Annotated in this window: 26 protein-coding genes; 13 read left to right on the forward strand and 13 right to left on the reverse strand. The window is 40.1% G+C overall.

The features are described from left to right. Positions 1–47 precede the first annotated feature (47 nt). From A9500_RS01385 to cysZ, 5 genes are all read right to left on the reverse strand, one after another. Positions 48–818 carry an amino acid ABC transporter ATP-binding protein gene (locus A9500_RS01385; protein WP_054420341.1) on the reverse strand — a complete coding sequence of 257 codons (771 nt, stop codon included), beginning with the start codon at positions 816–818 and terminating at the stop codon, positions 48–50. Positions 819–827: 9 nt separating this feature from the next. Beyond that, complete coding sequence (locus tag A9500_RS01390; RefSeq protein WP_049365735.1) at positions 828–1,544, reverse strand: amino acid ABC transporter permease; 717 nt, start codon at positions 1,542–1,544, stop codon at positions 828–830. Next, complete coding sequence (locus A9500_RS01395) at positions 1,528–2,301, reverse strand: amino acid ABC transporter substrate-binding protein (RefSeq protein WP_065243620.1); 774 nt, start codon at positions 2,299–2,301, stop codon at positions 1,528–1,530. The genes A9500_RS01390 and A9500_RS01395 overlap by 17 nt, the downstream gene beginning before the upstream one ends. 181 nt (positions 2,302–2,482) lie before the next feature. Beyond that, a complete protein-coding gene (gene cysK / locus A9500_RS01400) occupies positions 2,483–3,433 on the reverse strand; it encodes a cysteine synthase A (protein WP_005694743.1) in 951 nt (316 codons plus the stop codon). A 100-nt stretch (positions 3,434–3,533) separates the two neighbouring features. Then, positions 3,534–4,379 carry a sulfate transporter CysZ gene (cysZ, locus tag A9500_RS01405; RefSeq protein ID WP_065243621.1) on the reverse strand — a complete coding sequence of 282 codons (846 nt, stop codon included), beginning with the start codon at positions 4,377–4,379 and terminating at the stop codon, positions 3,534–3,536. Positions 4,380–4,548: 169 nt separating this feature from the next. Here cysZ and zipA point away from each other — a divergent pair, with 169 nt between their 5' ends. Together zipA and ligA are read left to right on the forward strand one after the other, a co-directional pair. Then, positions 4,549–5,583: a cell division protein ZipA gene (gene zipA, locus A9500_RS01410; RefSeq protein WP_065243622.1), complete on the forward strand. Its 1,035-nt coding sequence runs from the start codon at positions 4,549–4,551 to the stop codon at positions 5,581–5,583. Positions 5,584–5,665: 82 nt separating this feature from the next. Continuing rightward, complete coding sequence (ligA, locus tag A9500_RS01415; protein WP_179854545.1) at positions 5,666–7,675, forward strand: NAD-dependent DNA ligase LigA; 2,010 nt, start codon at positions 5,666–5,668, stop codon at positions 7,673–7,675. 83 nt (positions 7,676–7,758) lie between these two features. On the opposite strand, the gene A9500_RS01420 is transcribed toward ligA, so the two are convergent. From A9500_RS01420 to tsaD, 4 genes are read right to left on the reverse strand one after another with little or no spacing between them, the layout of a single operon-like run. Continuing rightward, positions 7,759–8,979: an aromatic amino acid transport family protein gene (locus A9500_RS01420; RefSeq protein ID WP_065243623.1), complete on the reverse strand. Its 1,221-nt coding sequence runs from the start codon at positions 8,977–8,979 to the stop codon at positions 7,759–7,761. Positions 8,980–9,015: 36 nt separating this feature from the next. Next, the gene (locus tag A9500_RS01425; RefSeq protein WP_065243624.1) at positions 9,016–9,597 is read right to left on the reverse strand and encodes a thymidine kinase; all 582 of its coding nucleotides are present in this window, start codon (positions 9,595–9,597) and stop codon (positions 9,016–9,018) included. Beyond that, positions 9,597–9,833, reverse strand: a complete 237-nt coding sequence (locus A9500_RS01430; RefSeq protein ID WP_065243625.1) for a hypothetical protein — start codon at positions 9,831–9,833, stop codon at positions 9,597–9,599. The genes A9500_RS01425 and A9500_RS01430 overlap by 1 nt, the downstream gene beginning before the upstream one ends. 9 nt (positions 9,834–9,842) lie before the next feature. Beyond that, the gene (tsaD, locus tag A9500_RS01435) at positions 9,843–10,871 is read right to left on the reverse strand and encodes a tRNA (adenosine(37)-N6)-threonylcarbamoyltransferase complex transferase subunit TsaD (RefSeq protein ID WP_065243626.1); all 1,029 of its coding nucleotides are present in this window, start codon (positions 10,869–10,871) and stop codon (positions 9,843–9,845) included. Positions 10,872–11,089: 218 nt separating this feature from the next. On the opposite strand from tsaD, the gene rpsU reads away from it, so the two are divergent. From rpsU to psiE, 4 genes are all read left to right on the forward strand, one after another. After that, positions 11,090–11,305, forward strand: a complete 216-nt coding sequence (rpsU, locus tag A9500_RS01440; RefSeq protein ID WP_005694732.1) for a 30S ribosomal protein S21 — start codon at positions 11,090–11,092, stop codon at positions 11,303–11,305. Between the two features lie 137 nt (positions 11,306–11,442). Beyond that, complete coding sequence (gene dnaG, locus A9500_RS01445; protein ID WP_065243627.1) at positions 11,443–13,227, forward strand: DNA primase; 1,785 nt, start codon at positions 11,443–11,445, stop codon at positions 13,225–13,227. A 69-nt stretch (positions 13,228–13,296) separates the two neighbouring features. Continuing rightward, the gene (gene rpoD / locus A9500_RS01450; protein WP_065243628.1) at positions 13,297–15,186 is read left to right on the forward strand and encodes an RNA polymerase sigma factor RpoD; all 1,890 of its coding nucleotides are present in this window, start codon (positions 13,297–13,299) and stop codon (positions 15,184–15,186) included. Between the two features lie 133 nt (positions 15,187–15,319). Next, positions 15,320–15,736: a phosphate-starvation-inducible protein PsiE gene (psiE, locus tag A9500_RS01455; RefSeq protein WP_049362461.1), complete on the forward strand. Its 417-nt coding sequence runs from the start codon at positions 15,320–15,322 to the stop codon at positions 15,734–15,736. Positions 15,737–15,771: 35 nt separating this feature from the next. Here psiE and A9500_RS01460 read toward each other — a convergent pair whose 3' ends face one another. Both A9500_RS01460 and A9500_RS01465 read right to left on the reverse strand, forming a co-directional pair. Beyond that, a complete protein-coding gene (locus A9500_RS01460; RefSeq protein WP_065243629.1) occupies positions 15,772–16,617 on the reverse strand; it encodes a 23S rRNA (adenine(2030)-N(6))-methyltransferase RlmJ in 846 nt (281 codons plus the stop codon). 66 nt (positions 16,618–16,683) lie between these two features. Beyond that, positions 16,684–19,296 (reverse strand): penicillin-binding protein 1A, encoded by a 2,613-nt coding sequence (locus A9500_RS01465; RefSeq protein ID WP_065243630.1) that lies wholly within the window; start codon positions 19,294–19,296, stop codon positions 16,684–16,686. 99 nt (positions 19,297–19,395) lie between these two features. Between A9500_RS01465 and A9500_RS01470 the strand changes: the two genes are divergently transcribed. The 7 genes from A9500_RS01470 (at position 19,396) to nfuA (ending at position 24,457) form a co-directional block, all read left to right on the forward strand. Then, the gene (locus A9500_RS01470; protein ID WP_065243631.1) at positions 19,396–20,238 is read left to right on the forward strand and encodes a competence protein ComA; all 843 of its coding nucleotides are present in this window, start codon (positions 19,396–19,398) and stop codon (positions 20,236–20,238) included. Further along, the gene (locus A9500_RS01475; protein ID WP_065243632.1) at positions 20,231–20,743 is read left to right on the forward strand and encodes a competence protein ComB; all 513 of its coding nucleotides are present in this window, start codon (positions 20,231–20,233) and stop codon (positions 20,741–20,743) included. The genes A9500_RS01470 and A9500_RS01475 overlap by 8 nt, the downstream gene beginning before the upstream one ends. After that, positions 20,740–21,282: a competence protein ComC gene (locus A9500_RS01480; RefSeq protein WP_065243633.1), complete on the forward strand. Its 543-nt coding sequence runs from the start codon at positions 20,740–20,742 to the stop codon at positions 21,280–21,282. Before A9500_RS01475 ends, A9500_RS01480 begins: the two co-directional genes overlap by 4 nt. Beyond that, entirely contained in the window at positions 21,282–21,665 is a 384-nt protein-coding gene (locus A9500_RS01485; RefSeq protein WP_065243634.1) for a pilus assembly protein PilP, read from the forward strand. Before A9500_RS01480 ends, A9500_RS01485 begins: the two co-directional genes overlap by 1 nt. 1 nt (position 21,666) lies before the next feature. Then, complete coding sequence (locus A9500_RS01490) at positions 21,667–23,049, forward strand: type IV pilus secretin PilQ (RefSeq protein WP_065243635.1); 1,383 nt, start codon at positions 21,667–21,669, stop codon at positions 23,047–23,049. A gap of 20 nt (positions 23,050–23,069) precedes the next feature. Then, positions 23,070–23,759, forward strand: a complete 690-nt coding sequence (locus tag A9500_RS01495) for a ComF family protein (protein WP_065243636.1) — start codon at positions 23,070–23,072, stop codon at positions 23,757–23,759. Positions 23,760–23,872: 113 nt separating this feature from the next. Continuing rightward, complete coding sequence (gene nfuA, locus A9500_RS01500; protein WP_014064659.1) at positions 23,873–24,457, forward strand: Fe-S biogenesis protein NfuA; 585 nt, start codon at positions 23,873–23,875, stop codon at positions 24,455–24,457. Positions 24,458–24,500: 43 nt separating this feature from the next. Here the strand turns inward: nfuA and A9500_RS01505 are convergent, their stop codons facing one another. Both A9500_RS01505 and yihA read right to left on the reverse strand, forming a co-directional pair. Further along, positions 24,501–26,030 (reverse strand): YifB family Mg chelatase-like AAA ATPase, encoded by a 1,530-nt coding sequence (locus A9500_RS01505; RefSeq protein WP_065243637.1) that lies wholly within the window; start codon positions 26,028–26,030, stop codon positions 24,501–24,503. A gap of 129 nt (positions 26,031–26,159) precedes the next feature. Continuing rightward, positions 26,160–26,774 (reverse strand): ribosome biogenesis GTP-binding protein YihA/YsxC, encoded by a 615-nt coding sequence (gene yihA / locus A9500_RS01510; protein ID WP_065243638.1) that lies wholly within the window; start codon positions 26,772–26,774, stop codon positions 26,160–26,162. Positions 26,775–26,885: the final 111 nt, after the last annotated feature.

Raw genomic sequence — 26,885 nt, forward strand, 5'->3', positions numbered from 1 at the left:
AAATTCATGATATTTTTTGACTGCTCTTTTTATATTTAGAGGTTTGATTAAATACAATAATCTTCGAATTCCATTGGCATTTTAGCTTGTAATAGGAATTGTTTGGTGCGATCTTGCTGTGGACGACTGAAGAATTCAACCGCTGTATTTTGTTCAACAACTTGACCATTTTCCATGAGAATCACACGATCAGCCACGTCTTTGGCAAAATTCAACTCATGGGTGACAATAATCATTGTCCAACCTTCTTGTGCGAGCATTTTGAGTGCCTGTAACACTTCACCAACGAGCTCTGGATCGAGGGCAGAAGTGGGCTCATCTAATAAGATAATATCGGGTTTAACTGCTAAAGCTCGGGCGATCCCGACACGTTGCTGTTGACCACCAGACAGTTGAGAGGGATATAAATCCGCTTTTGCTTTTAAACCAACTTTTTCCAATAATGCCAATGCTTTTTCACGTGCAGTTTCTTTCGGTTGTTTTTGCACAACCACCATGCCCTCCATCACATTTTCGAGTGCAGTGCGATGGGGAAATAGATTGTATTGTTGGAACACCATTGAGGAACGTCGACGCAATTTTAGTTCATCGGATTTGCTGATCTTCTTGCTGAAATCAATAGTTAAGCTTCCATCAGTAAATGCTAATACACCTTTTTCCGGGCGTTCGAGTAAATTTAAACAGCGTAAAAAGGTCGTTTTGCCTGAACCTGACGGACCCAGAATGGCAACAACTTCACCTTTATTAATTTTAAAATCAATGCCTTTTAATACATGGTGGCCATTAAAACTTTTCTGAATATTCGTGACTTTTAACATAACCAGTCCTTATAAATGGCGAGAAAGGCGTTTTTCTAAACGGGTTTGCCCCATTGACAGCACAAAACAGAATACCCAATAAATGAGAGCCGCTTCACTATAAATTAAAATAAATTCGTAGTTTTCAGCCGTGATGTTTTGCGCCACACGGAATAACTCCGCAATCCAAACAAGTGATGCCAGAGACGTATCTTTCACTGTGCTAATGAAGGTGTTTGACAGCGAAGGGACGGAAATACGTAAAGCTTGCGGCATAATGGTACGCACGAAAGCTTGTGTGTAATTCATGCCTATCGCATAAGAGGCTTCCCATTGACCTTTAGGAATAGCAAGAATAGAGGCTCTCACTGTTTCTGCTGCATAAGCACCAATATTAATGGAGAATGCAATAATTGCAGTTGGGAAAGGCTCAAGTTTGATGCCAACTTCAGGTAAACCGTAGAAAATAATGAAGATCTGCACCAACATTGGCGTGCCACGAATAATTGAAATATAAGTGCGGCAAATGCCCTGCAGAATTTTGGTCATTAAATTGGGATGCGGTAATGTGCAAATCACAGCCACGATAACCGCAATGAATAAACCACAAAAGAAGGAAATGACCGCTAGGGGAATCGTATATAAAATTGCTCCTTCCATCATAGGCCAAAACGAGCTGATTACATAATCAGCTCGTTCTGTGGTCATAAATGGAAGGCTTGCTAACCAATTATTGAGTAATGTCATCGCCAAACCATTTGATTGAAATTTGTTTTAAAGTTCCGTCTTTGCGTAGTTCTTCAAGTGCTTGGTTTACTTTCTCAATAAGCGGTTCTTCACCTTTCAAGAAAGCAAAACCGGTCGGGATTTTTTTATCACTTTCTACGGCAATTTTTAAGCCTGCATTAGGTTGTTTTTTGAAGTAATCTAATACTGCTAATTTATCGTTTACTGTGGCATCAACACGACCTTGCTTTACTGCTTCAAGGTTTTGCGCCAAGCTATCAACGGTCACAATAATTGCACCATTATCACGAGCATCTTTGCTCCAGTTACTGGTTGCAGATTGTGCAGATTTTTTACCTTTTAAATCAGGGAATGATTTAATGCTATCGTTATCGGCTTTCGTCACGATGACGCCAGCTGAGTAGTTATAAGGTGCACTGTAATCATATTTTTTTAAACGTTCTGAGCTTGGATTGGTTTGGTTCGCAATAACATCAAAGCGTTTTGCATTTAAACCTGCATACATGCCATCCCAAGCGGTTTCTTTAAATTCAACTTTCCAACCTAATTTTTGCGCAACTTTTTCGATAATTTCTACATCAAAACCAGTTAACTTGCCATCTTTGTTGTGGAAAGTGAATGGTGCGTAAGTTCCCTCAGTACCGACTAATAAGGTTTTAGTTTGTTCAACGCGATCAGCAATTTCACCTGCGTTAGCAAAAGTAGAAAGGGCTAATCCTGCCGCTAAAAGTGCGGTGCTAAAAAATGATTTTTTCATAAGTATTCCTTTTTTAGATAAATAACGAAAGTGAGATGAATTATAAGAAGCGAAAAAGAAAAGAAAAGTATTATTTATTTATGAATTATTTCCTTTAGTTATATTAAATGAAGATTGTTTAATTAATAAACAAAAAGGTCTGTAAAAACAGACCTTAGATAGAATGAATGAAATTAATAGATTAAGCTTCAATACCTTCGAATAATGCCGTACTTAAATAACGTTCAGAGGCAGAAGGTAAGATCGCGACGATTAATTTATCTTGGAATTCTGGTAGTTTTGCTAAGCGGTCAGCCGCTGCCACAGCCGCACCAGAAGAAATACCCGCAAGAATACCTTCTTCAGCCATTAAGCGACGAGCGGTTGCAATTGCAGTATCGCTATCTACAGTTTCCACGCGATCAATTAATGATAAATCTAAGTTTTTCGGAATGAAGCCCGCACCGATACCTTGAATTTTGTGTGGACCTGGTTTCACTTCTTGACCAGCAAGGGTTTGGCTAATAACGGGTGATTCTGTTGGCTCAACCGCCACAGAGGTAATTTTTTTACCGTGATCTAATTTGATCGCACGAGAAATACCGGTAATTGTACCACCGGTACCCACACCAGCAACCACAACATCGACTTTACCTTCCGTATCTTTCCAAATTTCTTCACCGGTAGTTTGACGGTGAATGTCAGGGTTAGCCGGGTTTTCAAATTGTTTTAGCATCACATAATGATTTGGATTAGACGCCACAATTTCTTCTGCTTTAGCGATCGCACCTTTCATCCCTTTTGAGCCTTCAGTGAGCACAAGATTGACGCCCAAACCACGTAATAAACGTTTACGTTCAAGACTCATGGTTTCAGGCATGGTTAAGGTGATTTTATAACCACGTGCAGCAGCTACATAAGCTAAAGCAATACCGGTGTTACCGCTGGTTGCATCTACAATTTCTTTACCTGCCGTTAAAATGCCATCTTTTTCTGCTTGCCAAATCATATTGGCACCAATACGGCATTTCACGCTAAAGCTTGGGTTGCGACCTTCAATTTTTACGACAACGTTGCCATTGTGTCCGAAGTGTTTTAAACGAACTAATGGCGTATTACCGATTGAGTATGAGTTATCTGCATAAATTGTCATCTTACTGTCCTTTTATATTTTGGAATTATTTGATGCAATAGTTATAACACCAGCTTTTAAATTCAAAAAATAGTTAGTAGCTATATTTTATAACTAAATGCTATTTATTCACGATGCTGTTTCCTGAAGGCTTAATTTCCGTACTTGTGGAGCCAGTCACAATTTGTGTTGAACCTGAAGTGCGGTCAAAATTCATATCAAATTTTAATTGTGAGCGATAATTTTCGACCCACATTACGGTCGCGCCACAGACTGCAACGGGAATAACGACTAAATTCACAATCGGTAATGCGGTACAAAGGGTGATTAATGCTCCGAATGTCAGGCTTTGTGTGCGTCTTTCGCCTAATGCATTTTTCATGATGCCAAAGGAAATCTTGTGGTTATCAAACGGATAGTCACAATATTGAATTGCCATCATCCAACAGGTAAATAAGAATGTCAGCACAGGAATAATGGTTTGTCCGATAACAGGGATAAAACTCAATAAGAACAAGCCTACAAATTTCGGTAAGCTATACCATAGTTTTTGCCATTCACGATTTAGCATACGTGGCACATCTTTCATAATTTCGGCAAAACCATCATCATTAACTGCTTCACCAGTTAGCATTTTTTCGATTTTTTCTGCTAATAATCCATTAAACGGCGCGGCAATAAAGCCTGAAAGCGTTGTAAAGGCAAAATAGAAAAATAAGAGAATTGAGCCAATAGACAACACAAGCAAAATCACGCTTAAAAAGCTTAGCCAATCTGGAATAAAGCTCATCACCCAGTCAATCATCGTGGAGATTTGTGAGACAAATAGCCAGAATAAGCCTGTAAGCAGAACGACGTTAAGTAAAATCGGCATAATCACAAAACGGCGTAGGCCTTTTTGCGTAATAAAATGCCAACCCATTACGAAATGATTGAAAGCAGATTTTATTTCATTTTGATCGATCATCATTGTTCCTTTAAATTGAAAAGTAAAAATACAAAATGTCACAGAAAGACAATATTTTTTGAGAAAAATTCCATCTCATCCCTTTTAATATCTTGTTTGCTTTCCTATTTTTTCACCTGTGGAAATGTGATAGGATTAGCAAAAATCATTGCGTTAAGGAGCAACAAGAATGGATTTAAATACCATTTTGATTATTTTAGGGGTAATCGCTTTAATTGCCTTAGTGGTACACGGATTATGGTCAAATCGCCGTGAGAAATCAAAATATTTTAAAAGCGCGAACACATTTAACCGTACTTCTAAAAACGGTGAGGTCAATCCTTTTTCGCAAGCTGCTGATCCTAATGCGGATATTTGTTTAACACATCGTGCTCAAGCAGCACAGCCTGTACAACAGCATGTTCAACCTAAAGTAGCACCGCAGGCGGCAAACCAACAGCAATTTAATTTTGATGAGCAGCGCGTTCAAGTGGATGCGCGTCAAATAGAAAAAAGCGTGGACGATATTAAAATCTCCTTACCAAATCAGCCGGTTTATGAGATGAATACAACGCAACCTGCTCCTGCGCCAAAAACTGAGCCAGTGGTTTATCCTGAAACGAATGTACAGCCGAAACCAAGTGTAGCAGAAATGACAATCGAAGAACTAGAAGCACAAAGCAATGATTTTGACGGTGTGAATTCTTCTTTGCCTGAACTGCGTGAGCAATTAGCTGAGATGTCATTAAATCCAACTCAAGAACCTACTCATGAGAACGTGCATTTTAACTATCACGAACCAGTAGAAGTAGAAAAACCAAAACAAACCACGGGTTTTGTTCAACTTTATGTGATTTCAAATCAAAATCGTGAATTCTATGGTCCACAATTATCCCAATCTTTAGAAAATCTCGGTTTTATTTTTGGCGAGCGTCAAATGTATCACCGCCATTTTGATTTAAGTGTGGCAAGTCCGGTGTTATTTAGTGTGGCAAACATTGAACAACCAGGTACATTTGATTATTACAATATGGCCGAGTTTTCAACCATGGGTGTGGTGCTCTTTATGCAGCTACCATCACCAGGTAATAATTTGGCAAACTTGCGCATGATGATTCGTGCAGCGAAAACCATCGCAGAAGATTTAGGTGGCGTGGTATTGACTGATCAGCAAGAGATTTTTGATGATATGGCTGAGCAGGATTACTTATCTCGCATCGCATAAAACGCACTAAAAAATAACCGCACTTTGGGCGAGCCGATGGTTCGCCCATTTTAATTCAATGAGTAAACCGTTAGAGAACATTATGAGCCTTCAGCAACAAATTGATACATTACGTCAGGATCTTCGTCGTTATGAATATGAATATCATGTATTGGATAACCCAACGATTCCTGACGCGGAATATGACCGTTTATTTCATCAACTTAAAGCCTTAGAAGCCGCCCATCCGGAACTCATTACGACAGATTCACCTACTCAACGTGTGGGAGCCAAACCGCTTTCTGGTTTTGCACAAATTCGTCATGAAATTCCAATGCTGTCTTTGGATAATGCCTTTTCAGACGAGGAATTTTATGCATTCGTAAAACGCATTGAAGATCGTCTTATTTGTTTGCCTGAACCACTCACTTTTTGCTGTGAACCTAAGTTAGATGGTTTAGCGGTGAGTATTTTGTATGTAAATGGCGTACTGACTCAAGCCGCAACCCGTGGTGATGGGACAACAGGGGAGGATATTACCGCGAATATCCGTACAATTCGAAATATTCCCTTGCAGCTTTTAATGGATAATCCGCCTGCACGTTTAGAAGTGCGTGGCGAAGTGTTTATGCCACATGAAGGCTTTGAGCGTTTAAATCAGCAAGCGTTAGAGAAAGGCGAGAAAACCTTTGCTAACCCACGTAATGCCGCAGCAGGATCGTTACGCCAGCTCGATCCAAAAATTACGAGTAAGCGTCCATTGGTATTGAATGCTTATGGTATTGGTATTGTCGAAGGGGTAGATTTGCCGAATACGCATTATGATCGTTTGCAATGGTTGAAGTCTATTGGGATTCCAGTAAACCCAGAAATCCGTTTATGTAACGGCACAGATGAAGTGTTGGATTTTTATCGTGATATTCAAAATAAACGTAGTGCTCTTGGTTACGATATTGATGGTACCGTGTTGAAAATCAATGATATTGCGTTACAAGAGAAATTAGGTTTTATTTCCAAAGCGCCACGTTGGGCGATTGCTTATAAATTCCCTGCACAAGAAGAATTAACTCGCCTAAATGATGTAGAATTCCAAGTGGGCAGAACGGGGGCAATTACTCCAGTAGCCAAATTAGAACCGGTATTCGTGGCAGGGGTAACGGTAAGTAATGCCACGTTACATAACGGCGATGAAATTGAACGCTTGGATATTGCGATTGGCGATACGGTGGTGATTCGCCGTGCGGGAGATGTGATTCCACAAATTATCGGCGTATTACACGACCGTCGCCCAGCAGATGCGAGACCGATCATTTTCCCTAAAACTTGTCCTGTATGTGATTCGGCCATTGTTCGTATTGAAGGTGAAGCGGTAGCGCGTTGTACGGGCGGTTTGTTCTGTGCAGCACAGCGTAAAGAAGCGCTTAAACATTTCGTTTCTCGCAAGGCCATGGATATTGATGGCGTAGGGGGTAAATTAATCGAACAGTTGGTGGATCGTGAATTAATTCATACGCCAGCCGATTTATTCAAGTTAGATTTAACCACGCTAACCCATTTAGAAAGAATGGGCGCAAAATCAGCTGAAAATGCATTGGCTAGCCTTGAAAAAGCGAAAAATACGACGTTAGCACGTTTTATTTTTGCTTTAGGAATCCGTGAAGTGGGGGAGGCTACAGCATTGAATTTAGCAAATCATTTCAAAACCCTAGAAGCGTTGCAAAATGCAGATTTAGAAGCCTTACAGCAAGTGCCTGATGTAGGCGAAGTGGTGGCAAATCGTATTTTGGCGTTTTGGCATGAACCACATAATGTGGCGGTGGTGAATGATTTAATCGCTCAAGGCGTGCATTGGGAAACTGTGGAAACCAAAGAAGTGACAGAAAACCGCTTTAAAGGCAAAACGGTTGTATTAACCGGAACCTTAACTCAAATGGGACGTAATGAAGCTAAAGCCTTATTACAAGACATGGGCGCGAAAGTGAGCGGCTCGGTTTCAGCGAAAACGGATTTTGTGATTGCTGGTGATGCGGCGGGTTCTAAGCTCACAAAAGCACAGGAATTAGGTGTTACTATTCTAACGGAAGAAGAGTTCCTTGCAGAAATTCAGTCATAATTAAACGGTTAGAAAATAAAATGGGGCGTAGATGAATACGCCCCATTTTTTATCTCAAAAACACGCTCAAAATTGACCGCACTTTAACCCGCTACTGCAGGTAAATAGCCTGCTTGAATTAAGAATGGTACGATCATAATGATTACGCCAATTACTAAGGCTATCACTAAGGTTACGTTTCCACCGATTACACGATAAGGCAGATTTGGATTTGCTTGACGTGTTTTCCATGCGAGACCAATAGGCAAAATCAAGCAGTAGAACGCACAGAGTAAACCCGCATAGCTTAATGCAGCGATAAAGCCTTCAGGATAATATAAGGCAAACGCAAGTGGTGGAGTAAAGGCTGCAACGGTAAGTGTTAACCGGTTGTGTGGCAATTTGTAACGTTTGAATAAATCGCCTAAACCTTCAAATACCCCTAGCATCACACCTAGGAAAGAAGTGATTAATGCAAGTGCAGAGAACACACGTACGATTTCGCCCATGATGTGGGAGTTCGTGATTTGACGTGTTGCATTGACCAAGCCGTTAAGCGTTGGATCCGCTTGGAGTACTTGCACGAATTCATTTTGGCTTAATACACCGTGAGTCGCTAATTGCCACACTAAATAAGCTACAAGTGGAATCGCTGTACCAATTAAAATCGCTTTACGGAATTGAGTAACACTACCATCTAAATAGCTGTTTACGCTGCCCATGATGATGTGGAAGCCAAAGGAGGTAAAGAAAATTGGTGCCGCAGAGATCACGAAAGCATAATTTAAAGGTAAGGCCATCAGGTTATCGACAGATACTTTTGGTAACATCATGAACAACACAAAAGCAAAGGCAATTAATTTACCGATGAACAGAATACGGGTGGCACCATCAACGCCTCTTGTACCTACAACCACAAAGGCACCGAGTACGACGGTAAATAAAATGATTGAAAGTTCGGAGGAAAGACTTTCAAAGCCAAAAGCGGTTGGTAAACCCGATAATAATGAACCGCCCCCGGTGATGTAGGCCGCAGAAAGAGCATAAAGTAAAATGAGCAAACTAAAGGTGGCTAAGACACGTCCAGTGATGCCGAAGTATTTTTCAGCGAGAGTCGCCACGCCATCATTTAATCGATCTGCAGTTTGATACACTTCAACAAAAAGTAAACCGCTGTAAACCAAAAGCGCCCATAAGCCGACTAATAAGAAAACGGTGTAACCAAAACCAATACCGGCAGAGGTTAATGGCATCGCGAGCATTCCCGCCCCGATGGTCGTGCCGGCAATGATTAAGGCACTGCCGAATGTTTTGTTTTTTAGCATAAAATTGTTCTCCGAGTATAAAATTGAAAAACGAGGTTAAAGCTGACCGCACTTTTCTTTGTAATGATAGCGGCAAACCGAAAGATAAGAGTCGTTTCCACCAATTTGGATTTGTTCCCCTTCCTTAATGACTTCACCTTGTTCATTTAAACGTAAAACGAAATTGGCTTTACGTCCACAATAACAGATTGTTTTTAATTCTTCTAGTTGATCTGCCCAAGCAAGTAGATACTTACTACCTTCAAATAGCTCAGCTTGGAAGTCGGTACGCAAGCCATAACAAAGCACAGGAATCTTCAGTTTATCTACGACATCACTTAATTGATATACTTGTTGTTTCGTTAAAAACTGGGCTTCATCAACTAAAACACAATGAATTTTTTCTTGTTGTAAACGTTGGCTCACTTCAGCAAAAAGGTCACTCGTTGACGTAAATAAATTGGCGTCTTCATGAATACCAATACGTGACGTGACTTTGCCTAATCCAAAGCGGTCATCAATGGCTGCCGTATAAACCATGGTGTTCATATTGCGTTCACGATAGTTATAGGAAGACTGCAGCAACGTGGTTGATTTGCCCGCATTCATCGTAGAGTAGTAAAAATAGAGTTTTGCCATTATTTAATCACCCATTTCCAGAAATAATAGGCAATAAATCCTGCAACAGGTGGACTGGCTGCTAGCATAAAGGTGCCGTAAGTTGCACCACCGCCAACCATTTTTCCGGCAGCTGAAAGCGCGCTAACGATATCACCACTTGGTGTGGTAAAAATCCATGCGCCAATAATCGCGAGCACTAAGAAACAAGCGATACCGGCTGCACGCATAGCTCTTACTTTAATCATATTTTCCATATTTTTTCCTTAAATTGCAGGGAGTTCAGTCATTGCCCAACGAGGTTTAACATCAATGGCGAGATCGCTATGCTGACCTTGTTTTAAGCGTAAAAAGCCCGTATAGGCAATCATGGCACCATTATCGGTACAAAATTGAGGTTGCGGATAAAATACTTCACCACCAAGATTTTTCATCATTGTGCCAAGGGTTTCACGTAATTTTTTGTTTGCACTCACCCCGCCAGCAATCACTAAACGCTTATAGCCGGTTTCTTTTAAGGCACGTTTACATTTGATTGCGAGTGTATTCACGACGGAATCTTGGAAGGCAAAGGCAATATCTGCTTTGGTTTGTTCGGTTAATTCGCCTTCTTGTTTGATTGCCTGATTAATGGTGTTAGCCGCTGAGGTTTTTAAACCTGAAAAGCTAAAATCAAGGCCAGGGCGATCCGTCATTGGGCGTGGAAATACAAAACGATCTGGTGATCCTTTTTCGGCTAAACGTGAAAGTGCCGCACCGCCAGGATAATCTAACCCTAATAATTTCGCGGTTTTATCAAAGGCTTCACCTGCCGCATCATCAATAGATTCTCCAATGACTTCATATTTTCCTACGCCATCAACGCGCACTAATTGCGTATGTCCACCTGAAACTAAGAGGGCAATAAATGGAAAGTGTGGTCGATTTTCATCAAGCATTGGCGCAAGTAGATGACCTTCCATATGGTGTACGCCAATAGCGGGCACATTCCAGGCATAAGCCAGTGAACGCGCGATCGTTGCGCCCACTAATAATGCGCCCACTAACCCTGGGCCACTTGTATAGGCGATACCATCAATTTGATCAGCGGCTAAATTGGCTTCTTCTAATGCGGCTTTAATTAATGGCGCCGTTTTGCGAATGTGATCGCGGGAAGCCAGCTCTGGCACTACACCACCGTAATCCGCATGCAAGGCAATTTGCGTGTAAAGCTGATTAGCAATTAAGCCTTTGTCTTCATCATAAATCGCGACACCTGTTTCATCACAGGAGGTTTCGATCCCTAAAATACGCATTTTCTTCTCATTTTATTAAAAAAATTGGCAAGGATTTTACCTTGTTTAGCCCGCTTAAACCAGTTCAAACGCCAAATTTTCAGCAAATAGGCGATCTTTCCTTTGCTTTTGCAGGGAAGATCGATTAGAATTGCGTCCTTTATTGAATTTGCCGTTCATTCGGCAGTAATAAAAATTTAAAATTGCAATTAAATTAAACTCATTGAGGTGATTGGCTTATGCCTGTAATTAAAGTACGTGAAAACGAATCATTTGACGTAGCTTTACGTCGTTTCAAACGCTCTTGCGAAAAAGCTGGTATTTTAGCAGAAGTTCGCGCTCGTGAATTCTATGAAAAACCAACTACAATCCGTAAACGTGAAAAAGCAACGCTTGCTAAACGTCACGCTAAACGTAATGCTCGCGAAAACGCGCGCAATACCCGTTTATACTAATTTGTAGTATTTTCTAACTCGAGTTAAGACAAACCGTGAAACCTTTTGGGTATCACGGTTTTGTTGCTTTAAATTCATCGAAAAAAAGTCACGCAAAATCAACCGCACTTTCGCATCGTATTCAAGGAGGCAAGGCAATGAAAGGCTCAATTCCACGCCAATTTATTGATGATCTGCTCACAAAATCGAATATTGTCGATGTGATTAATGCGCGCGTGAAACTCAAAAAAGCAGGACGAGATTATCAAGCTTGTTGTCCGTTTCATCACGAAAAAACACCCTCCTTTACGGTAAGTGAAAAAAAACAATTCTATTATTGCTTCGGCTGTGGCGCGAAAGGTAATGCCATTTCATTTTTAATGGATTATGACAAATTAGAATTTGTTGAAGCCGTTGAAGAACTTGCCGCTTCGGCAGGGCTTGAAGTGCCTTATGAAAAACGCCCAAACCAATTCGGTAATAAACCGGATGTGAGCTATCAGACAAAACGTAATTTATACGATTTGATGCAAGAGATTGCATCGTTTTATCAAGCTCAACTCCCGCTAAGTATTCCTGCTCAAAGCTATCTTCAGCAACGCGGTTTATCGCCAGAAATTATTGCTCGTTTTCAAATTGGTTATGTGCCCAATGCGATGGATACGGTGTTGCGTCAATTCGGCAAAAATCGAGAAGAACAGAAAAAACTGTTTGATTTAGGTATGCTTTCTCGAAACGATCGTGGCAGTGTGTACGATAAATTCCGTAATCGTATTATGTTTCCGATTCGGGATAAACGTGGTCGTACGGTTGCCTTTGGTGGACGTGTTTTAACGGATGAAAAACCTAAATATCTAAACTCCCCCGAAACCATTACATACCATAAAGGTAATGAACTTTATGGTTTGTATGAAGCCTTGCAAATCAATGATGAGCCAGAAAAATTGCTGGTGGTTGAAGGCTACATGGATGTGGTGGCATTAGCACAATTTGGAGTCAATTATGCCGTGGCATCCCTTGGAACATCGACGACCTCGGAACAAATTCAATTATTGTTCCGTTCAACAGAGCAGGTAATTTGCTGCTACGATGGTGATAGAGCGGGGCGTGATGCCGCTTGGCGCGCACTTGAAAACGCCTTACCTTATCTGGAAGACGGGCGACAAATTAAGTTTATTTTCCTGCCTGATGGAGAAGATCCGGATACTTATATTCGTCAATACGGTAAAGAAAAGTTTGAAGAATATATTGAGCAAGCCCAGTCTCTCACAGAATTCTTATTCGCGCATTTAAGTCCGCAGGTAGATTTCTCGACACAAGAAGGGAGAGGAAAATTAGTCGCACTCGCGGCGCCTTTAATTCGTCAAATTCCTGGTGATATGTTGCGCTTGTCATTACGCAATATGTTGGCGCAAAAGCTTGGGATCTTTGATCAATCACAGCTTGAAAGCTTAATTCCAAATCAAATAGATAAGGCTGAACCAAAACCTAAAACGCCACAAAAAACCATTAAGAAAACGCCAATGCGTGTGGTGATTTCGCTGTTATTACAGAATTCACAATTAGTGAATCGTATTTCGGATGTGGGGTTGCAAGCCTTAAAGCATGAAGCAGGTTACGAATTACTAGCAAAATTGACCGCGCTTTGCCGTGAACGAGAAGGCATTACAACAGGGCAAATCTTAGAATATTTTCGTGATACAGAATTCAGTAAGCCCCTTGAAATATTGGCGTCTTGGGATCATCTATTAGACGACTTAGAAATCATTAATGCATTCTCTCAAAACTACCGTCGATTGAATATTCAAGCAATTGAACGTGATATTGAGATGCTTATCGCCAAAGAAAGGGCGGAAGGCTTAACTGATCAAGAACGAGCAATTTTAGTGAATTTGCTCAAGGGAAAAGAAGAGCAGAAAAAACAGTTAGTTAATCCGTCATAACAATGGTAAAATCTCCTGTTCAAAACAAGGGCTTTTATCTTCCAAAAATAACGCAAAACGGGAATAAAAATGGAACAAAATCAACAATCTACCGCAGAGCAATATTCAGAACAAATTGAACAGCTTATGGAATTGGGTCGTACGCAAGGTTATTTAACCTATGCGGAGATTAATGACTTACTTCCAGAAGATGTGGTCGATCCAGAGTATTACGATAAGTTGTTGCAGACTTTACAGCATGATGCGGGTATTCCGGTTCTTGATGAGGCGCCGGAAAGTGACGAAATGATGTTGAATGACACGATTCCGGATGAAGATGCAGTGGAAGAAGCAACACAGATTTTATCCAATGTGGAATCTGAAATCGGTCGTACGACCGATCCTGTGCGTATGTATATGCGTGAAATGGGTACCGTTGATCTCCTTACCCGTGAAGATGAAATCAGCATTGCAAAACGTATTGAAGAAGGGATCGATGAAGTCCAAACTGCGATTGCAGCTTATCCAGAAGCGTTAACTGAATTATTAGATAATTATGACCAAGTTGAAGCGGGCAATTATCGTTTAGCAGATTTAATTACTGGTTTTGTAGATCCAAATGTTGTTGAAGAGGATGCTGCAAATATTGATGAGAATTTTGCTGAAGAAGAGGAGAGTGTTGAAGCCGCTGCAGATGTTGATGATGAGAGTGATGAGGAAGATGAAAGCGATAGTAGTTCAAGTTCAGATGACAGCGATTCAGATAATAGTATCGATCCTGAAGTGGCGCGTGAAAGATTTGCTGCATTAAGAGAGCAATATACTAAAACATTAGCGACCATTGCAAAACACGGTCGAAGTGGTAAGCGTACAAAAGATCAAATTGCTCAACTCGCCGATATTTTTAAACAATTCCGTTTAGTACCAAAACAATTTGATACGCTTGTTTTATCAATGAAGAATATGATGAAACGTGTACGAGCAGAAGAGCGTCAACTACAAAAAGTATTAGTTGATATCACAGGTATGCCAAAAGATGAATTTGAGGCACTGATTATTGCTAATGGTAGCAGTGATGCATGGGTAGCAAAAGCATTAAAATCAACGAAAGCTTGGGCAAAACGTTTACCAAAATATGAAGAGCGTATTCGTTTATCTTTAGATAACTTAGCGAATATTGAACAGCAAACTAATCTTACCATCCAACAAATGCGTGAGATTTGCGATGCGGTGTCTCGTGGTGAACAAAAAGCTCGCCGTGCGAAAAAAGAAATGGTTGAAGCCAACTTACGTTTGGTCATTTCTATTGCGAAAAAATATACTAACCGAGGTTTACAATTCTTGGATTTAATTCAAGAAGGGAATATCGGTTTGATGAAGGCGGTAGATAAATTTGAATACCGTCGTGGTTATAAATTCTCCACCTATGCAACCTGGTGGATTCGTCAGGCCATTACTCGTTCGATTGCGGACCAAGCACGTACAATTCGTATTCCTGTTCATATGATTGAAACGATTAACAAATTAAATCGTATTTCTCGTCAAATGTTACAAGAAATGGGTCGCGAAGCGACGCCAGAAGAGCTTGCTGAACGCATGGGAATGCCAGAAGATAAGATTCGTAAAGTGCTTAAAATTGCGAAAGAACCTATTTCTATGGAAACCCCAATTGGCGACGACGATGATTCACATTTAGGTGACTTCATCGAGGATTCAACCCTTGAATTGCCATTAGATTCTGCAACCGCACAAAGCTTAAAAGTAGCAACTCATGAAGTGTTAGAAGGTTTAACTCCTCGTGAAGCAAAAGTATTACGTATGCGTTTTGGTATTGATATGAATACCGACCATACCCTTGAAGAAGTGGGTAAACAATTTGATGTAACCCGTGAGCGTATTCGTCAGATTGAAGCTAAGGCATTGCGTAAGTTACGTCATCCAAGCCGTTCTGAAACATTAAGAAGTTTCTTGGATGAGTAATTATTCAGTAATATAAAAAAGAAAAGGCAGAGAACTCTGCCTTTTTTATTTGATTAAATTTAGTTATTTACCACGAAATCACATTCCTTTAAAATACGCGACTTTCGTCATTTAAAAACAAAAAAGGAACTTTATGGAAGAATCTCAAGAACTAGAAAAACTGCCTCGAGTAGTGACTGGTGTATTAAAAGTAGTATTAAGTTTTTCACTTATTGCTTTGGCTTTAGTGTTGATTATTGCTTTAGCTAAAATCACGTACACTTTAGCGATTATGGTATTTAATACATCAAGCGTAGTGCCTTATGAAGTCGCTGAACAAGCCGTCATGTTTTTCTTATACTTCGGTTTTATTGGCCTTATCGTGCAATATTTTAAAAGTGGCTATCACTTTCCTTTGCGCTATTTTATTTACGCGGGGATTACCGCCATGTTGCGCCTGATTATTGTGAATCATGAGAGCTCAGTTGATACCATCTTATTCGCTGGCGCGATTTTAATTATGGTGATTGCACTTTGTTTAGTGCTGTATTCCAATAAAATTAAAATTTAAAAGTGCGGTCATTTTGACCGAGATTTTGGAATGGATTATTCCAGCACAATCCATTCCACTGTCCAACTTCCCGTACCTTCAGGGACGAGCGTTTGGGTCAAATAAGGCAAAATAGATTTCATTTGCTGTTCTAATTGCCAAGGTGGATTAATCACCACCATTCCACTTGCGGTCATACCTCGTTGATCACTATCAGGGCGAACAGCCAATTCAATTTTCAAAATTTTACGAATTCCCGTTGCTTCTAATCCTTTAAAAATGCGTTTTGTTTGTTGACGTAGAACCACTGGATACCAAATCGTATAAGTGCCTGTCGCAAAGCGTTTATAACCTTCTTCGATCGCTTTAACCACCAAATCATAATCTTCTTTTAATTCATAAGGCGGATCAATAAGCACTAAACCACGGCGTTCTTTTGGTGGAAGCGTCGCTTTGAGTTGTTGGAAACCATTTTCTGATTTTGTGGTGATATTTTTAAATTCTTTGAAATTATTGCGCAATAATGGAAAATCGCTCGGGTGTAATTCTGTCAGTAATGCACGATCTTGAGGACGCAATAATTGTGCAGCAATCATTGGTGAACCCGCATAATAGCGTAATTCTTTACCGCCATAATTGACCTTTTTAATGAGATCCACGTAGCGAGCCACTTCTTCGGGTAAATCTGTTCTTTCCCAAAGTCTCCCAATTCCCTCTTTGTATTCGCCGGTTTTTTCTGATTCGTCAGAACTTAAACGATAGCGTCCGACCCCAGAATGGGTATCGAGATAGTAAAAACCTTTTTCTTTCAGCGAAAGATTTTCCAATATCAGCATTAATACAACATGCTTTAATACATCAGCATGATTGCCTGCATGGAAACTGTGACGATAACTTAACATGATTTGTCCTTTTGACGTAAAAAAGTGCGGTCAAAATTAACCGCACTTTTAGTATTTAAATCAGGGTTAGAATAATTCTTCTGGTTGTGTTGCAGGAATCGCGTCTTTGGTTTTACCTGTTCCGCCATTCAAGCGTTGTTGCAACTCTGGTGGAACATAATAACCACGCTCTTTCATTTCCGCAATGTAAGTACGTTTAGGCTCGGTACCAACGATAAAGTATTCTTTACGGCCACCACCTTCAGAAAGTAAACCAGAGTTACTGTCAATGGTTTTCTCTATGATATTTGGTGGAAGATCAAGTTGACGTTCTGGTACATCAGAAAGTGCCGCTTTCATATAAGCGACCCAGGCTGGCATTGCGGTTTTCGCACCTGCTTCACCTCTACCTAATACACGCTTGTTATCATCAAAACCGACATAGGTCGTGGTCACTAAGTTAGCACCAAAGCCTGCATACCAAGCAACTTTCGCGCTATTGGTTGTACCGGTTTTACCACCTATATCACTACGCTTAATACTTTGCGCGATACGCCAGCTGGTACCTTTCCAACCGAGACCTTGTTCACCATAAATCGCAGTATTTAATGCACTACGAATTAAGAAGGCTAATTCGCCGCTAATCACACGAGGCGCATATTCTTGTTTCGCCACGCCGTCTTTCGCATCAGCCATTAAATCAACAGAACCATCGTTTAATGCTGATGTTTGAAGTTCTGGTAAGTCAGGTACGTTCTCAGGTTGTTGATCGCCTTCTTCCGTATCCGTGTTGTTATTACCTTGCGCTGATTTTAGGTTATCTGGATTAGCCACTTCTGCAACATCTTTAAAACCATCAATTTTATCTTTGGTTTCACCATAAATCACAGGAATGTCATTACAAGTGATACAAGCAATTTTCGGGTTAGCAATAAATAAATCTTTACCCGTGTTATCTTGAATTTTTTCGATGAGGTAAGGATCAATCAAGAAACCACCGTTATCAAAGACTGCATAAGCACGCGCCATTTCAAGCGGTGTGAAAGAAGCCGCACCTAATGCAAGCGCTTCACTCGCAAAATATTGGTCACGCTTGAATCCAAATCGTTGTAAGAATTCAGCGGTGAAATCAACACCCGCAGTTTGTAACGCTCTGATCGCAATCATGTTTTTAGATTGGCCTAAACCCACACGTAAACGCATTGGACCGTCATAACGATCAGGTGAGTTTTTCGGTTGCCACAAAGGTTGTCCTGGTTTTTGAATGGAGATAGGACTATCTTGCAATACGCTTGAAAGGGTTAAACCTTTTTCTAATGCCGCAGCATAAATAAATGGTTTAATCGAAGAACCTACTTGCACTAAAGATTGGGTTGCACGGTTAAATTTACTTTGTTCGTAACTAAAACCACCCACCATGGCCTCAATTGCACCATTATCTGAGTTTAATGAAACTAATGCAGAGTTAGCTGCTGGAATTTGGCCTAACACCCACTCACCGTTATCACGTTTACGAATCCAAATCTGTTCGCCCACTTTAACGGGTGATTTACCAGCCCAACGCATTGCATTTGAAGAAAGCGTCATTGTTTCATTATTAGCTAAAAGTAATTCCGCGCCATTTTTACCCAATGCGGTTACCGCTGCTGGAATAAAAGGTTCTGAATCAGGTAATTTTTTCAAGAAAGCGACAATGCGCTCGTTATCCCATACAGCTTCACCTTTTTTCCATAGTGGCGCGCCACCACGCCAGCCATGACGCATATCATAATCGATCAGGTTATTACGTACGGCTTTTTGTGCTTCGGCTTGATCTTTTGACAGTACAGTTGTGAAGACTTTATAACCTTTGGTGTAAGCATCTTCCTCACCAAAACGTTTCACCATTTCTTGACGAACCATTTCAGTCACATAGTCTGCACGGAATTCAAATTTTGCACCGTGATAACTCGCGACGATTGGCTCTTTGATGGCTGCATCATATTCTGCTTTGGTGATTTTGTTTTCATCCAACATACGACCTAATACCACATTACGGCGTTCTTCCGCACGTTTTGGTGAATATAATGGGTTCATTGTTGAAGGTGCTTTTGGCAAGCCCGCAATCACAGCCATTTCAGAGAGCGTTAATTCATCTAAGTTTTTACCAAAGTAGGTTTGTGCAGCGGCTGCGACACCATAAGAACGATAGCCTAAGAAAATTTTATTCAAATAAAGCTCTAAAATTTCCTGTTTGCTCAAGGTATTTTCAATTTCAACCGCTAATACCGCTTCACGTACTTTACGAATAAGTTTTTTTTCTGGGGTTAAGAAGAAGTTACGCGCAAGCTGTTGTGTAATGGTACTTGCACCTTGAGAGGCTCCACCATTACTGACTGCAACATAAATTGCACGGGCAATACCAATTGGGTCTAAACCATGATGGTCATAAAAACGACTATCTTCCGTTGCTAAGAAAGCATCTTGCAAACGTTGAGGCACATTTTCTAATTTCACCGGAATACGGCGTTGTTCACCCACTTCACCGATTAATTTGCCATCAGCCGTATAGATTTGCATTGGTTGCTGCAATTCAACGGTTTTTAAGCTTTCTACCGACGGTAAGGAGGATTTTAAGTGAAAATAAAACACTCCACCGGCAACTAATCCCAGTATACATATCGTAAATAGGGTACTTAATATTAATTTTGCGATCCGCATCGTAAAATTCTCTCTGGTTTAATGAATATTCAAAAAATCAAAATTATGATTTTGGCTGCTAAGTATAAAAGATTAATCCCTTAAAGAATAGGAAAGAATATGGGAATTGCCAATAGAAAGCAGCGAAAACAACAAATTGGTGTGAGTAAACAACAAGATAACCTCTATTTTGTTTGGCTAGATGAATTACACAAAGTTCAATCTATTTGTTTAAATACGCAACAAAAAGATATTTTTTCCCAGTTATTGCCTCATTTGCCACAAAAAAACAGTCAATGCTGTTTTGTTGGCGCCATTTCGCCCCACTTAACTTGGTCTAAAACGCTCATTCTACCACAAACACTCAATGCCCAGGAATGTGAACAACAATGTCGTTTTATTTTGCAAAAAGAATTACCGATTCCTTTGGATGAATTATGGTTTGATTATCTTACCACGCCATTAAAACAAGGTTTTCGTTTGGATATAACGGCTATTCGACAAGAAAGCGCCAATGCAGAATTAGCAAAATATCTACCGTTAAAATTGACCGCACTTGATTTACTGAATCACAGTATTTTACGCGCATTTTATGCCATTTTAGGTCAAGAGCCGATTAACACCTTATTTTTATATCAAGATCAACAAGGATGTCTCGCCGTTTGTGAACGCTTACAACAACGACAAGTTTTGCAATCTCAAGGTGATTTATCTGAACTTTATCAACAGTTTATTCAACGCTTTTCCGAAACGATAGAACAGGTTTATGTGTATCAAACGCCCGATATGTTGAATTCACACACAATCGAATTACAGCCTAAGGATTGGCAGCGTATCGAAACAGATTTTCCTTTCATTGCTTTAGGTAATGCACTTTGGCAAACCGATTTAAAGCTAGTGGATTTATCTTTAAAACCACCCGCACTTTTGCCTTTAGTTAATCGGGAGAGTGGTGATGTTTAGCCTTAATTTATTGCCTTGGCGCTTAGAACAACATCAAAAGGCCTTTCGTCGTTTTATGTGGCAAGGTTTTATTTGGCTAGCTTGTTCAGTTTTGATTGTTGTTGGATTGAACCAATTCAATGAACAACAAGCGCAAACCCTAAATCAGACAAAAGAAAAACTGACACAAATAACTCATCAAGTCCATCAGAAACGCATTCAGGTTCAGCAACTACAAAGTAGTCTGAAAGAAATGAATGAGCTGACAGAAATGGATACAGAATATGTGTATCGCTTGCTTAATTTATTAAGTGAGCTGCCATTAAAACAGGGCGAGTTAGATGAATTTACGCTCAATGCTAAGCAAATTGTCCTTTCAGGCATGACAGAAAGCCAACAAGAGTTTGAGGAGATACATCAATTTCTCAAACGCCATTTTACAGAGGTTAACTTAACTAAGTTTCAGCCAGTGCAACAGCAGTTATTTTTTCAATTTGATATTCATTTATCGGAGTCTGTGCAATGAGGAACTTTATCAATGAGCTTGTTCAAAAAAGTGCACAAAGTTGGTTTGGGAGATGGCTTCGATTACCTCAAATGGTCCATACTGCCTTTTGGTTGAGTGCATTAAGTGCGGTCATCTTTTTACCTGTTTTTCATTACGTTGAAAATAGCAACGAACGACATCGGCTTGACGCAGAATTGAGTTTGCAGCAGCAAGAGTGGGATAAACAGGAAAAGATTTTACAAACCTTAAGGCAAAAGTCAGACAGCCGACAACTTTCTCCAGAATTAGCTAATTCTGTGTTGCCGATTAATCAGCATGTACAGGCGTTACTAAATGGGCGACTTCGAGCGTTGGATTTACGTTGGGATTTTTCTCAACATACGTTGTTGCATTTGTCATTGCAAGGCTATTTTGTCGATTTACAGCAATTTTTGACCGCACTTTTAAACGATGTTCCTACACTTTCTTTAACTCAATTAAACATTGAGAAATTAGATGAAGAGGAAAATGCTTCTATTACATGTGAGTTAATTTTCCAATTAAATAAGGACAAATAATGAAAAAGCTTTTCTTAATCTTGATAGCGTTTTTTTCTGTATCAGCATTTTCGCAAGATCCTTTTGATCGTAAACAAAGAGAACAAACCGAATATCCAAAAGAGGGGCTCACCCTACCGCCGGTGTTGGCTTGCGTGTATTCGGAGCCGAGACTGGCGGAGGAACGCCCATTGGCTCAGCTACATATTGTGGGAGTCGTGCAATATGGTAAACAGGCAGAAGTGTTATTTAATGATGATGGGCATATTCTGTCTGTTCAAATCGGGCAGAGGATTGGAAAGGAAGGCTATTTAATCGAAAAAGTGAGTAAAAACAGCGTGGCGCTTCAAAGTTATAAAGCAGGGCAATGTGAACAAACGACCTCAATCATAATGAGATTTTAAAATGATAAAGCAGAAAATAAAAACAAAGTGCAGTCAGTTTTTAATGTGTTTTTTGATCCTATGGACAACTTACTCAGCGGCAGAAAATCGCGTATTTTCACTTCGCTTAAAGCAAGCTCCCATGGTGGCGACACTCCAACAACTTGCTCTTGAGCAAAATGCTAATTTAATGATTGATGATGAGCTAGAAGGAACGCTTTCATTACAATTAGATAACGTAGATTTTGATCGTTTATTGCGTTCTGTCGCAAAAATCAAAGGGCTCTCTTTTTATCAAGAAAATAATATTTATTATTTGGGTAAGCCTTCTCAACATGAACAATATGCAGAGAAAATGACAGAACCTATGGCGATTAGTGGGGAAAGTTTGCCTAGTGAAACACCACTTGTGAGTACAACGATTAAACTGCATTTTGCCAAGGCCTCTGATGTGATGAAATCTTTAACAACTGGTAGTGGTTCTTTGCTTTCACCTAGCGGCACAATTACATTTGATGATCGAAGCAATGTGTTACTGATTCAGGATGATGCACGTTCTGTCAAAAATATTAAAAAATTGATTGCAGAACTGGATAAACCCATTGAGCAAATTGTCATTGAAGCACGTATTGTGACGATTACCGATGAAAGCCTAAAAGAATTAGGTGTGCGTTGGGGTATTTTTAATCCTACTGAGGCTGCACATCGAGTAAGTGGAAGTCTAGATGCAAATGGCTTTAGTCATATCAGTGATAATTTAAACGTGAATTTTGCGACAACGGTCACGCCGGCCGGCTCATTAGCACTTCAAGTGGCTAAAATTAATGGCCGATTATTAGACTTAGAATTGACTGCACTTGAACGTGAAAATAATGTAGAAATTATTGCGAGCCCTCGCTTACTCACGACTAATAAGAAAAGCGCAAGCATTAAACAAGGGACAGAAATTCCTTATGTGGTGACGAATGGGAAAAATGATACACAGTCAGTAGAGTTTCGCGAGGCTGTCTTAGGATTGGAAGTTACGCCGCATATTTCTAAGGATAATAATATCTTATTGGATTTATTAGTCAGTCAAAATTCTCCGGGAAATCGTGTGGCTTACGGGCAAAATGAAGTCGTATCCATTGATAAACAAGAAATTAATACGCAAGTGTTTGCCAAAGATGGCGAAACGATTGTATTGGGGGGGGTATTCCACGATACGATCACGAAAGGTGTCGATAAAGTGCCATTATTAGGGGATATCCCGGGTATTAAACGCTTATTTAGTAAGGAAAGCGAACGTCATCAAAAGCGAGAGCTTGTAATTTTTGTAACCCCTCATATTTTGAAACAAGGTGAAAGAATGGAAATGGCTAAGAAAGAAAAGCATTTTAAGCAAATTGAAAAAGCGAAAAAATAAAAGAGCGGTCAATTTCTCTCATGTTTTCTCATTTTTTTCAATTTAGCTGTGTGCATTGCAAGCGAACTATTCATCTTGGTCGAAATGGATTGTGTAGTCGATGCCAAAAGAAAGTTAAAACTTTCCCTTATTGTGGGCGATGTGGTTCCCCCTTGCAGCATTATGCAATGGGCTGTGGACATTGTTTGAGAAATGAACCCGCTTGGGATCGTATTGTGATTATTGGGCATTATCTCGAACCACTTTCTTCACTTATTCATCGTTTTAAATTCCAAAAACAGTTTTGGTTAGATCGCAGTTTATCGCGTTTGCTTTATCTTGCGGTGCGAGAGGCAAGACGAACACATGGACTCCCTCTACCACAAGCGATTATCCCCGTACCACTATATCATTTTCGACAGTGGCAACGTGGCTACAACCAGGCTGATTTATTAGCGAACTGGTTAAGTCGCTGGTGTGATGTGCCTAACTGTCATCATGTGGTGAAACGGATTAAACATACCCACACTCAGCGAGGTTTAACCGCGAAAGATCGACGATACAATCTTAAAAATGCTTTTACAGTGAATACCAAAAAATCTTTTCCTTATGAACGTGTCGCTTTGGTAGATGATGTGATTACAACTGGTTCAACGCTGGCAGAGATAGCTAAACAACTTCGAAAATTAGGTGTAAAAGAAATTCAAGTATGGGGCTTAGCGAGAGCCTAAATTTTTAAAGATAGGATTTGTCTATATCTATAAAAATAGGAATAAATGTAGAAAAAATTGCCGTATAGGAGTATCATTCTTGATATATTGCATCAAGTATTAGGACTTTATTTATGGAACAAATTTTTATTTCAGATGCTGCACAAGCACATTTTCGGAAACTTTTAGATACACAAGAAGAAGGTACAAATATTCGTATTTTTGTTGTGAATCCGGGTACACCTGGAGCAGAATGTGGCGTGTCTTACTGTCCGCCAAATTCAGTTGAAGCGACTGATACTGAAATGAAATACGATACTTTTTCAGCATTTGTAGATGAAATCAGTTTACCGTTTTTAGAAGATGCAGAAATTGATTACGTAACCGAAGAGCTCGGTGCTCAACTGACTTTAAAAGCACCTAACGCAAAAATGCGTAAAGTTGCAGATGATGCGCCTTTAATTGAGCGCGTAGAGTACGTGATCCAAACACAAATTAACCCACAATTAGCCAGCCATGGCGGTAAAATCACGTTAATTGAAATTACCGATGATGGTTATGCTGTTCTACAATTTGGTGGTGGCTGTAATGGTTGTTCAATGGTTGATGTCACCTTAAAAGATGGTGTAGAGAAACAATTGGTCGCACTTTTCCCAAATGAACTAAAAGGCGCACGAGATGTAACAGAACACCAACGTGGTGAACATTCTTATTATTAAGAATAGAAGATAAAAAAGGGCGAATTATTCGCCCTTTTATTTTTTAAGTAGCAGACAATTTCTGTAATAACCGATCCATGGCCCGATATCCTAGTGCTTCTGCTAAATGAGGTTGTTGTATCTCTTTTTCGCCATTTAAATCAGCAATTGTGCGTGAGACTTTTAAAATCCGATGATAGGCTCTTACTGAAAGTCCAAGCTTATTCAGTGCATTCTCAAGGAATAATGCATCTTTATCTTGTAATTTACAGTCTCGTTCAATTTCTTTGCTTGAAAGATACGCATTGATTTTACCGGCTCGAGCAAGTTGAATTTCCCTCACTTTCAACACTTTTTCTCGTACTTGTTGGCTTGTCTCACCTCTATCCCCTATATTCTGTAAGCTACCTTGTGGCAGAAGAGGTACTTCAATAGATAAATCAAAGCGATCTAAAAACGGTCCTGAAAGTCGGTTTAAATAACGCATCACTTGCTGCGGTGAGGTGCGATTATGTGTTCCAGTATAATGACCCGTTGGACTTGGATTCATCGCGGCAACGAGTTGAAAGCGAGCGGGGAACTGGATTTTCGCATTGGCACGCGAAATAATAATTTCTCCACTTTCTAATGGCTGGCGAAGCGCATCAAGCACTTTACGCTCAAACTCAGGCAATTCATCAAGAAAAAGTACGCCGTTATGTGCGAGCGATATTTCGCCTGGTTTTGGAATGGTTCCTCCACCTACTAAGGCAGGTAATGAGGCACTATGATGTGGCGCTCGAAACGGACGTTGTTTCCAGTTATGAAAATTTAATTCATTTTGTACTAAACTCGTAACCGAAGCGGTTTCAATCGCTTCTAAATCCGTCATTTCAGGGAGCAATGCAGTGAGACGACTTGCCAACATGGTTTTACCTGTCCCAGGTGGCCCTAAAAAGAGCAGGTTGTGCTGGCCTGCGGCAGCTATCATTAGTGCTCGTTTAGCATGTTGCTGACCAATAATATCGGTCAAATCTAAGTGATTTTTAGCTGAAAATCCGACCGCACTTTCTTGTGCGAGTAATGAGGCCAAAGGTAATTTTTCTTGATTATTTAAGAATTGCACGACTTCCAAAAGGTTTTTAGCAAAATAAGTCTCTTGTTCTGAAACAAGCGAAGCCTCATTGGCATTTTGATAAGCGATAATGGGGGCTCGTTTCGCTTTTTGTGCCGCTAAAATGGCAGGAATGACACCGTGTACGCCACGTAATTCACCTGTTAATGCGAGTTCGCCAACGAATTCAAATTGTTTTAAACGGCTACCGTCGAGTTGATCTGATGCAGCCAAGATACCTATCGCAATGGGTAAATCAAATCGTCCCCCTTCTTTGGGTAAATCGGCTGGTGCAAGGTTGACGGTGATGCGTTTAGCAGGATATTTGAACTGGGCATTCATTAATGCACTTCTGACCCGATCTTGCGCTTCTTTTACGGTTTTTTCGGGGAGACCAACTAAGGTAAATCCAGGCTTCCCGTTACTTAAATGTACCTCAATGGTAACAAGAGGGGCTTGTACACCCATTGAGGCACGGCTATAAACAATGGCAAGAGACATTCAGATTCCTTAAAGTGCGGTCAAAAATAATTAGATTTTCGCACTATAAAAAAAGCACAGAATGAAAGCATACATTCTGTGCTATTTTTGCGATCGAGATCGCAGAAATCATTTTTTCTTGATAAAAAACTACGAGAAAAGTGGGGCAAACCAACTATCTAATTTGGCCGCTAATTTATCAATACCAATTTTATTTTGTGCAGAAAAGGCTTCGACTTGAATATCACCTTGGAAGGGTAAAATCGCTTCACGTACCATTTTGACCTGTTTGCTACGCGCACTTTGACTAAGTTTATCCGCTTTAGTTAAAAGCAGCATAACTGGTAAATCAGCAGAAACTGCCCATTCGATCATTTGTTGGTCGAGATCTTTTAATGGATGACGAATATCCATCAGAACAACAAGCCCGCCTAAACATTCGCGTTTTTGCAAATATTCTCCGAGGGATTTTTGCCATTCAATTTTCATTTTCTCAGGAACGGCAGCATAACCATAGCCAGGTAAGTCTACCAGTTTACAATTCGGCTCTACTTCAAAAAGGTTGATGAGCTGTGTACGACCAGGTGTTTTGGACGTTCTGGCTAAGCTTTTTTGATTGGTTAACGCATTAAGTGCGGTTGATTTTCCTGCATTTGAGCGTCCTGCAAAAGCAATTTCAATTCCAGTATCTTCTGGGATGGAACGAATATTTGGGGCGCTCGTAAGAAAATGCGTTTTATGATAATTCAGTTTAATTTCAGACATAATGGTTCCTTTCATCAATTGATCCTAGCATATCACAAATAGAAAAATTGCTGAAATTATGAGAGAATGCGCGCTTTGTGTGATTTAAAGCCTCTTTAATTATATTAATAA

Source organism: Haemophilus sp. CCUG 60358 (genome assembly GCF_001679485.1).
In the GTDB taxonomy this organism is placed as follows: Bacteria; Pseudomonadota; Gammaproteobacteria; order Enterobacterales; family Pasteurellaceae; genus Haemophilus_D.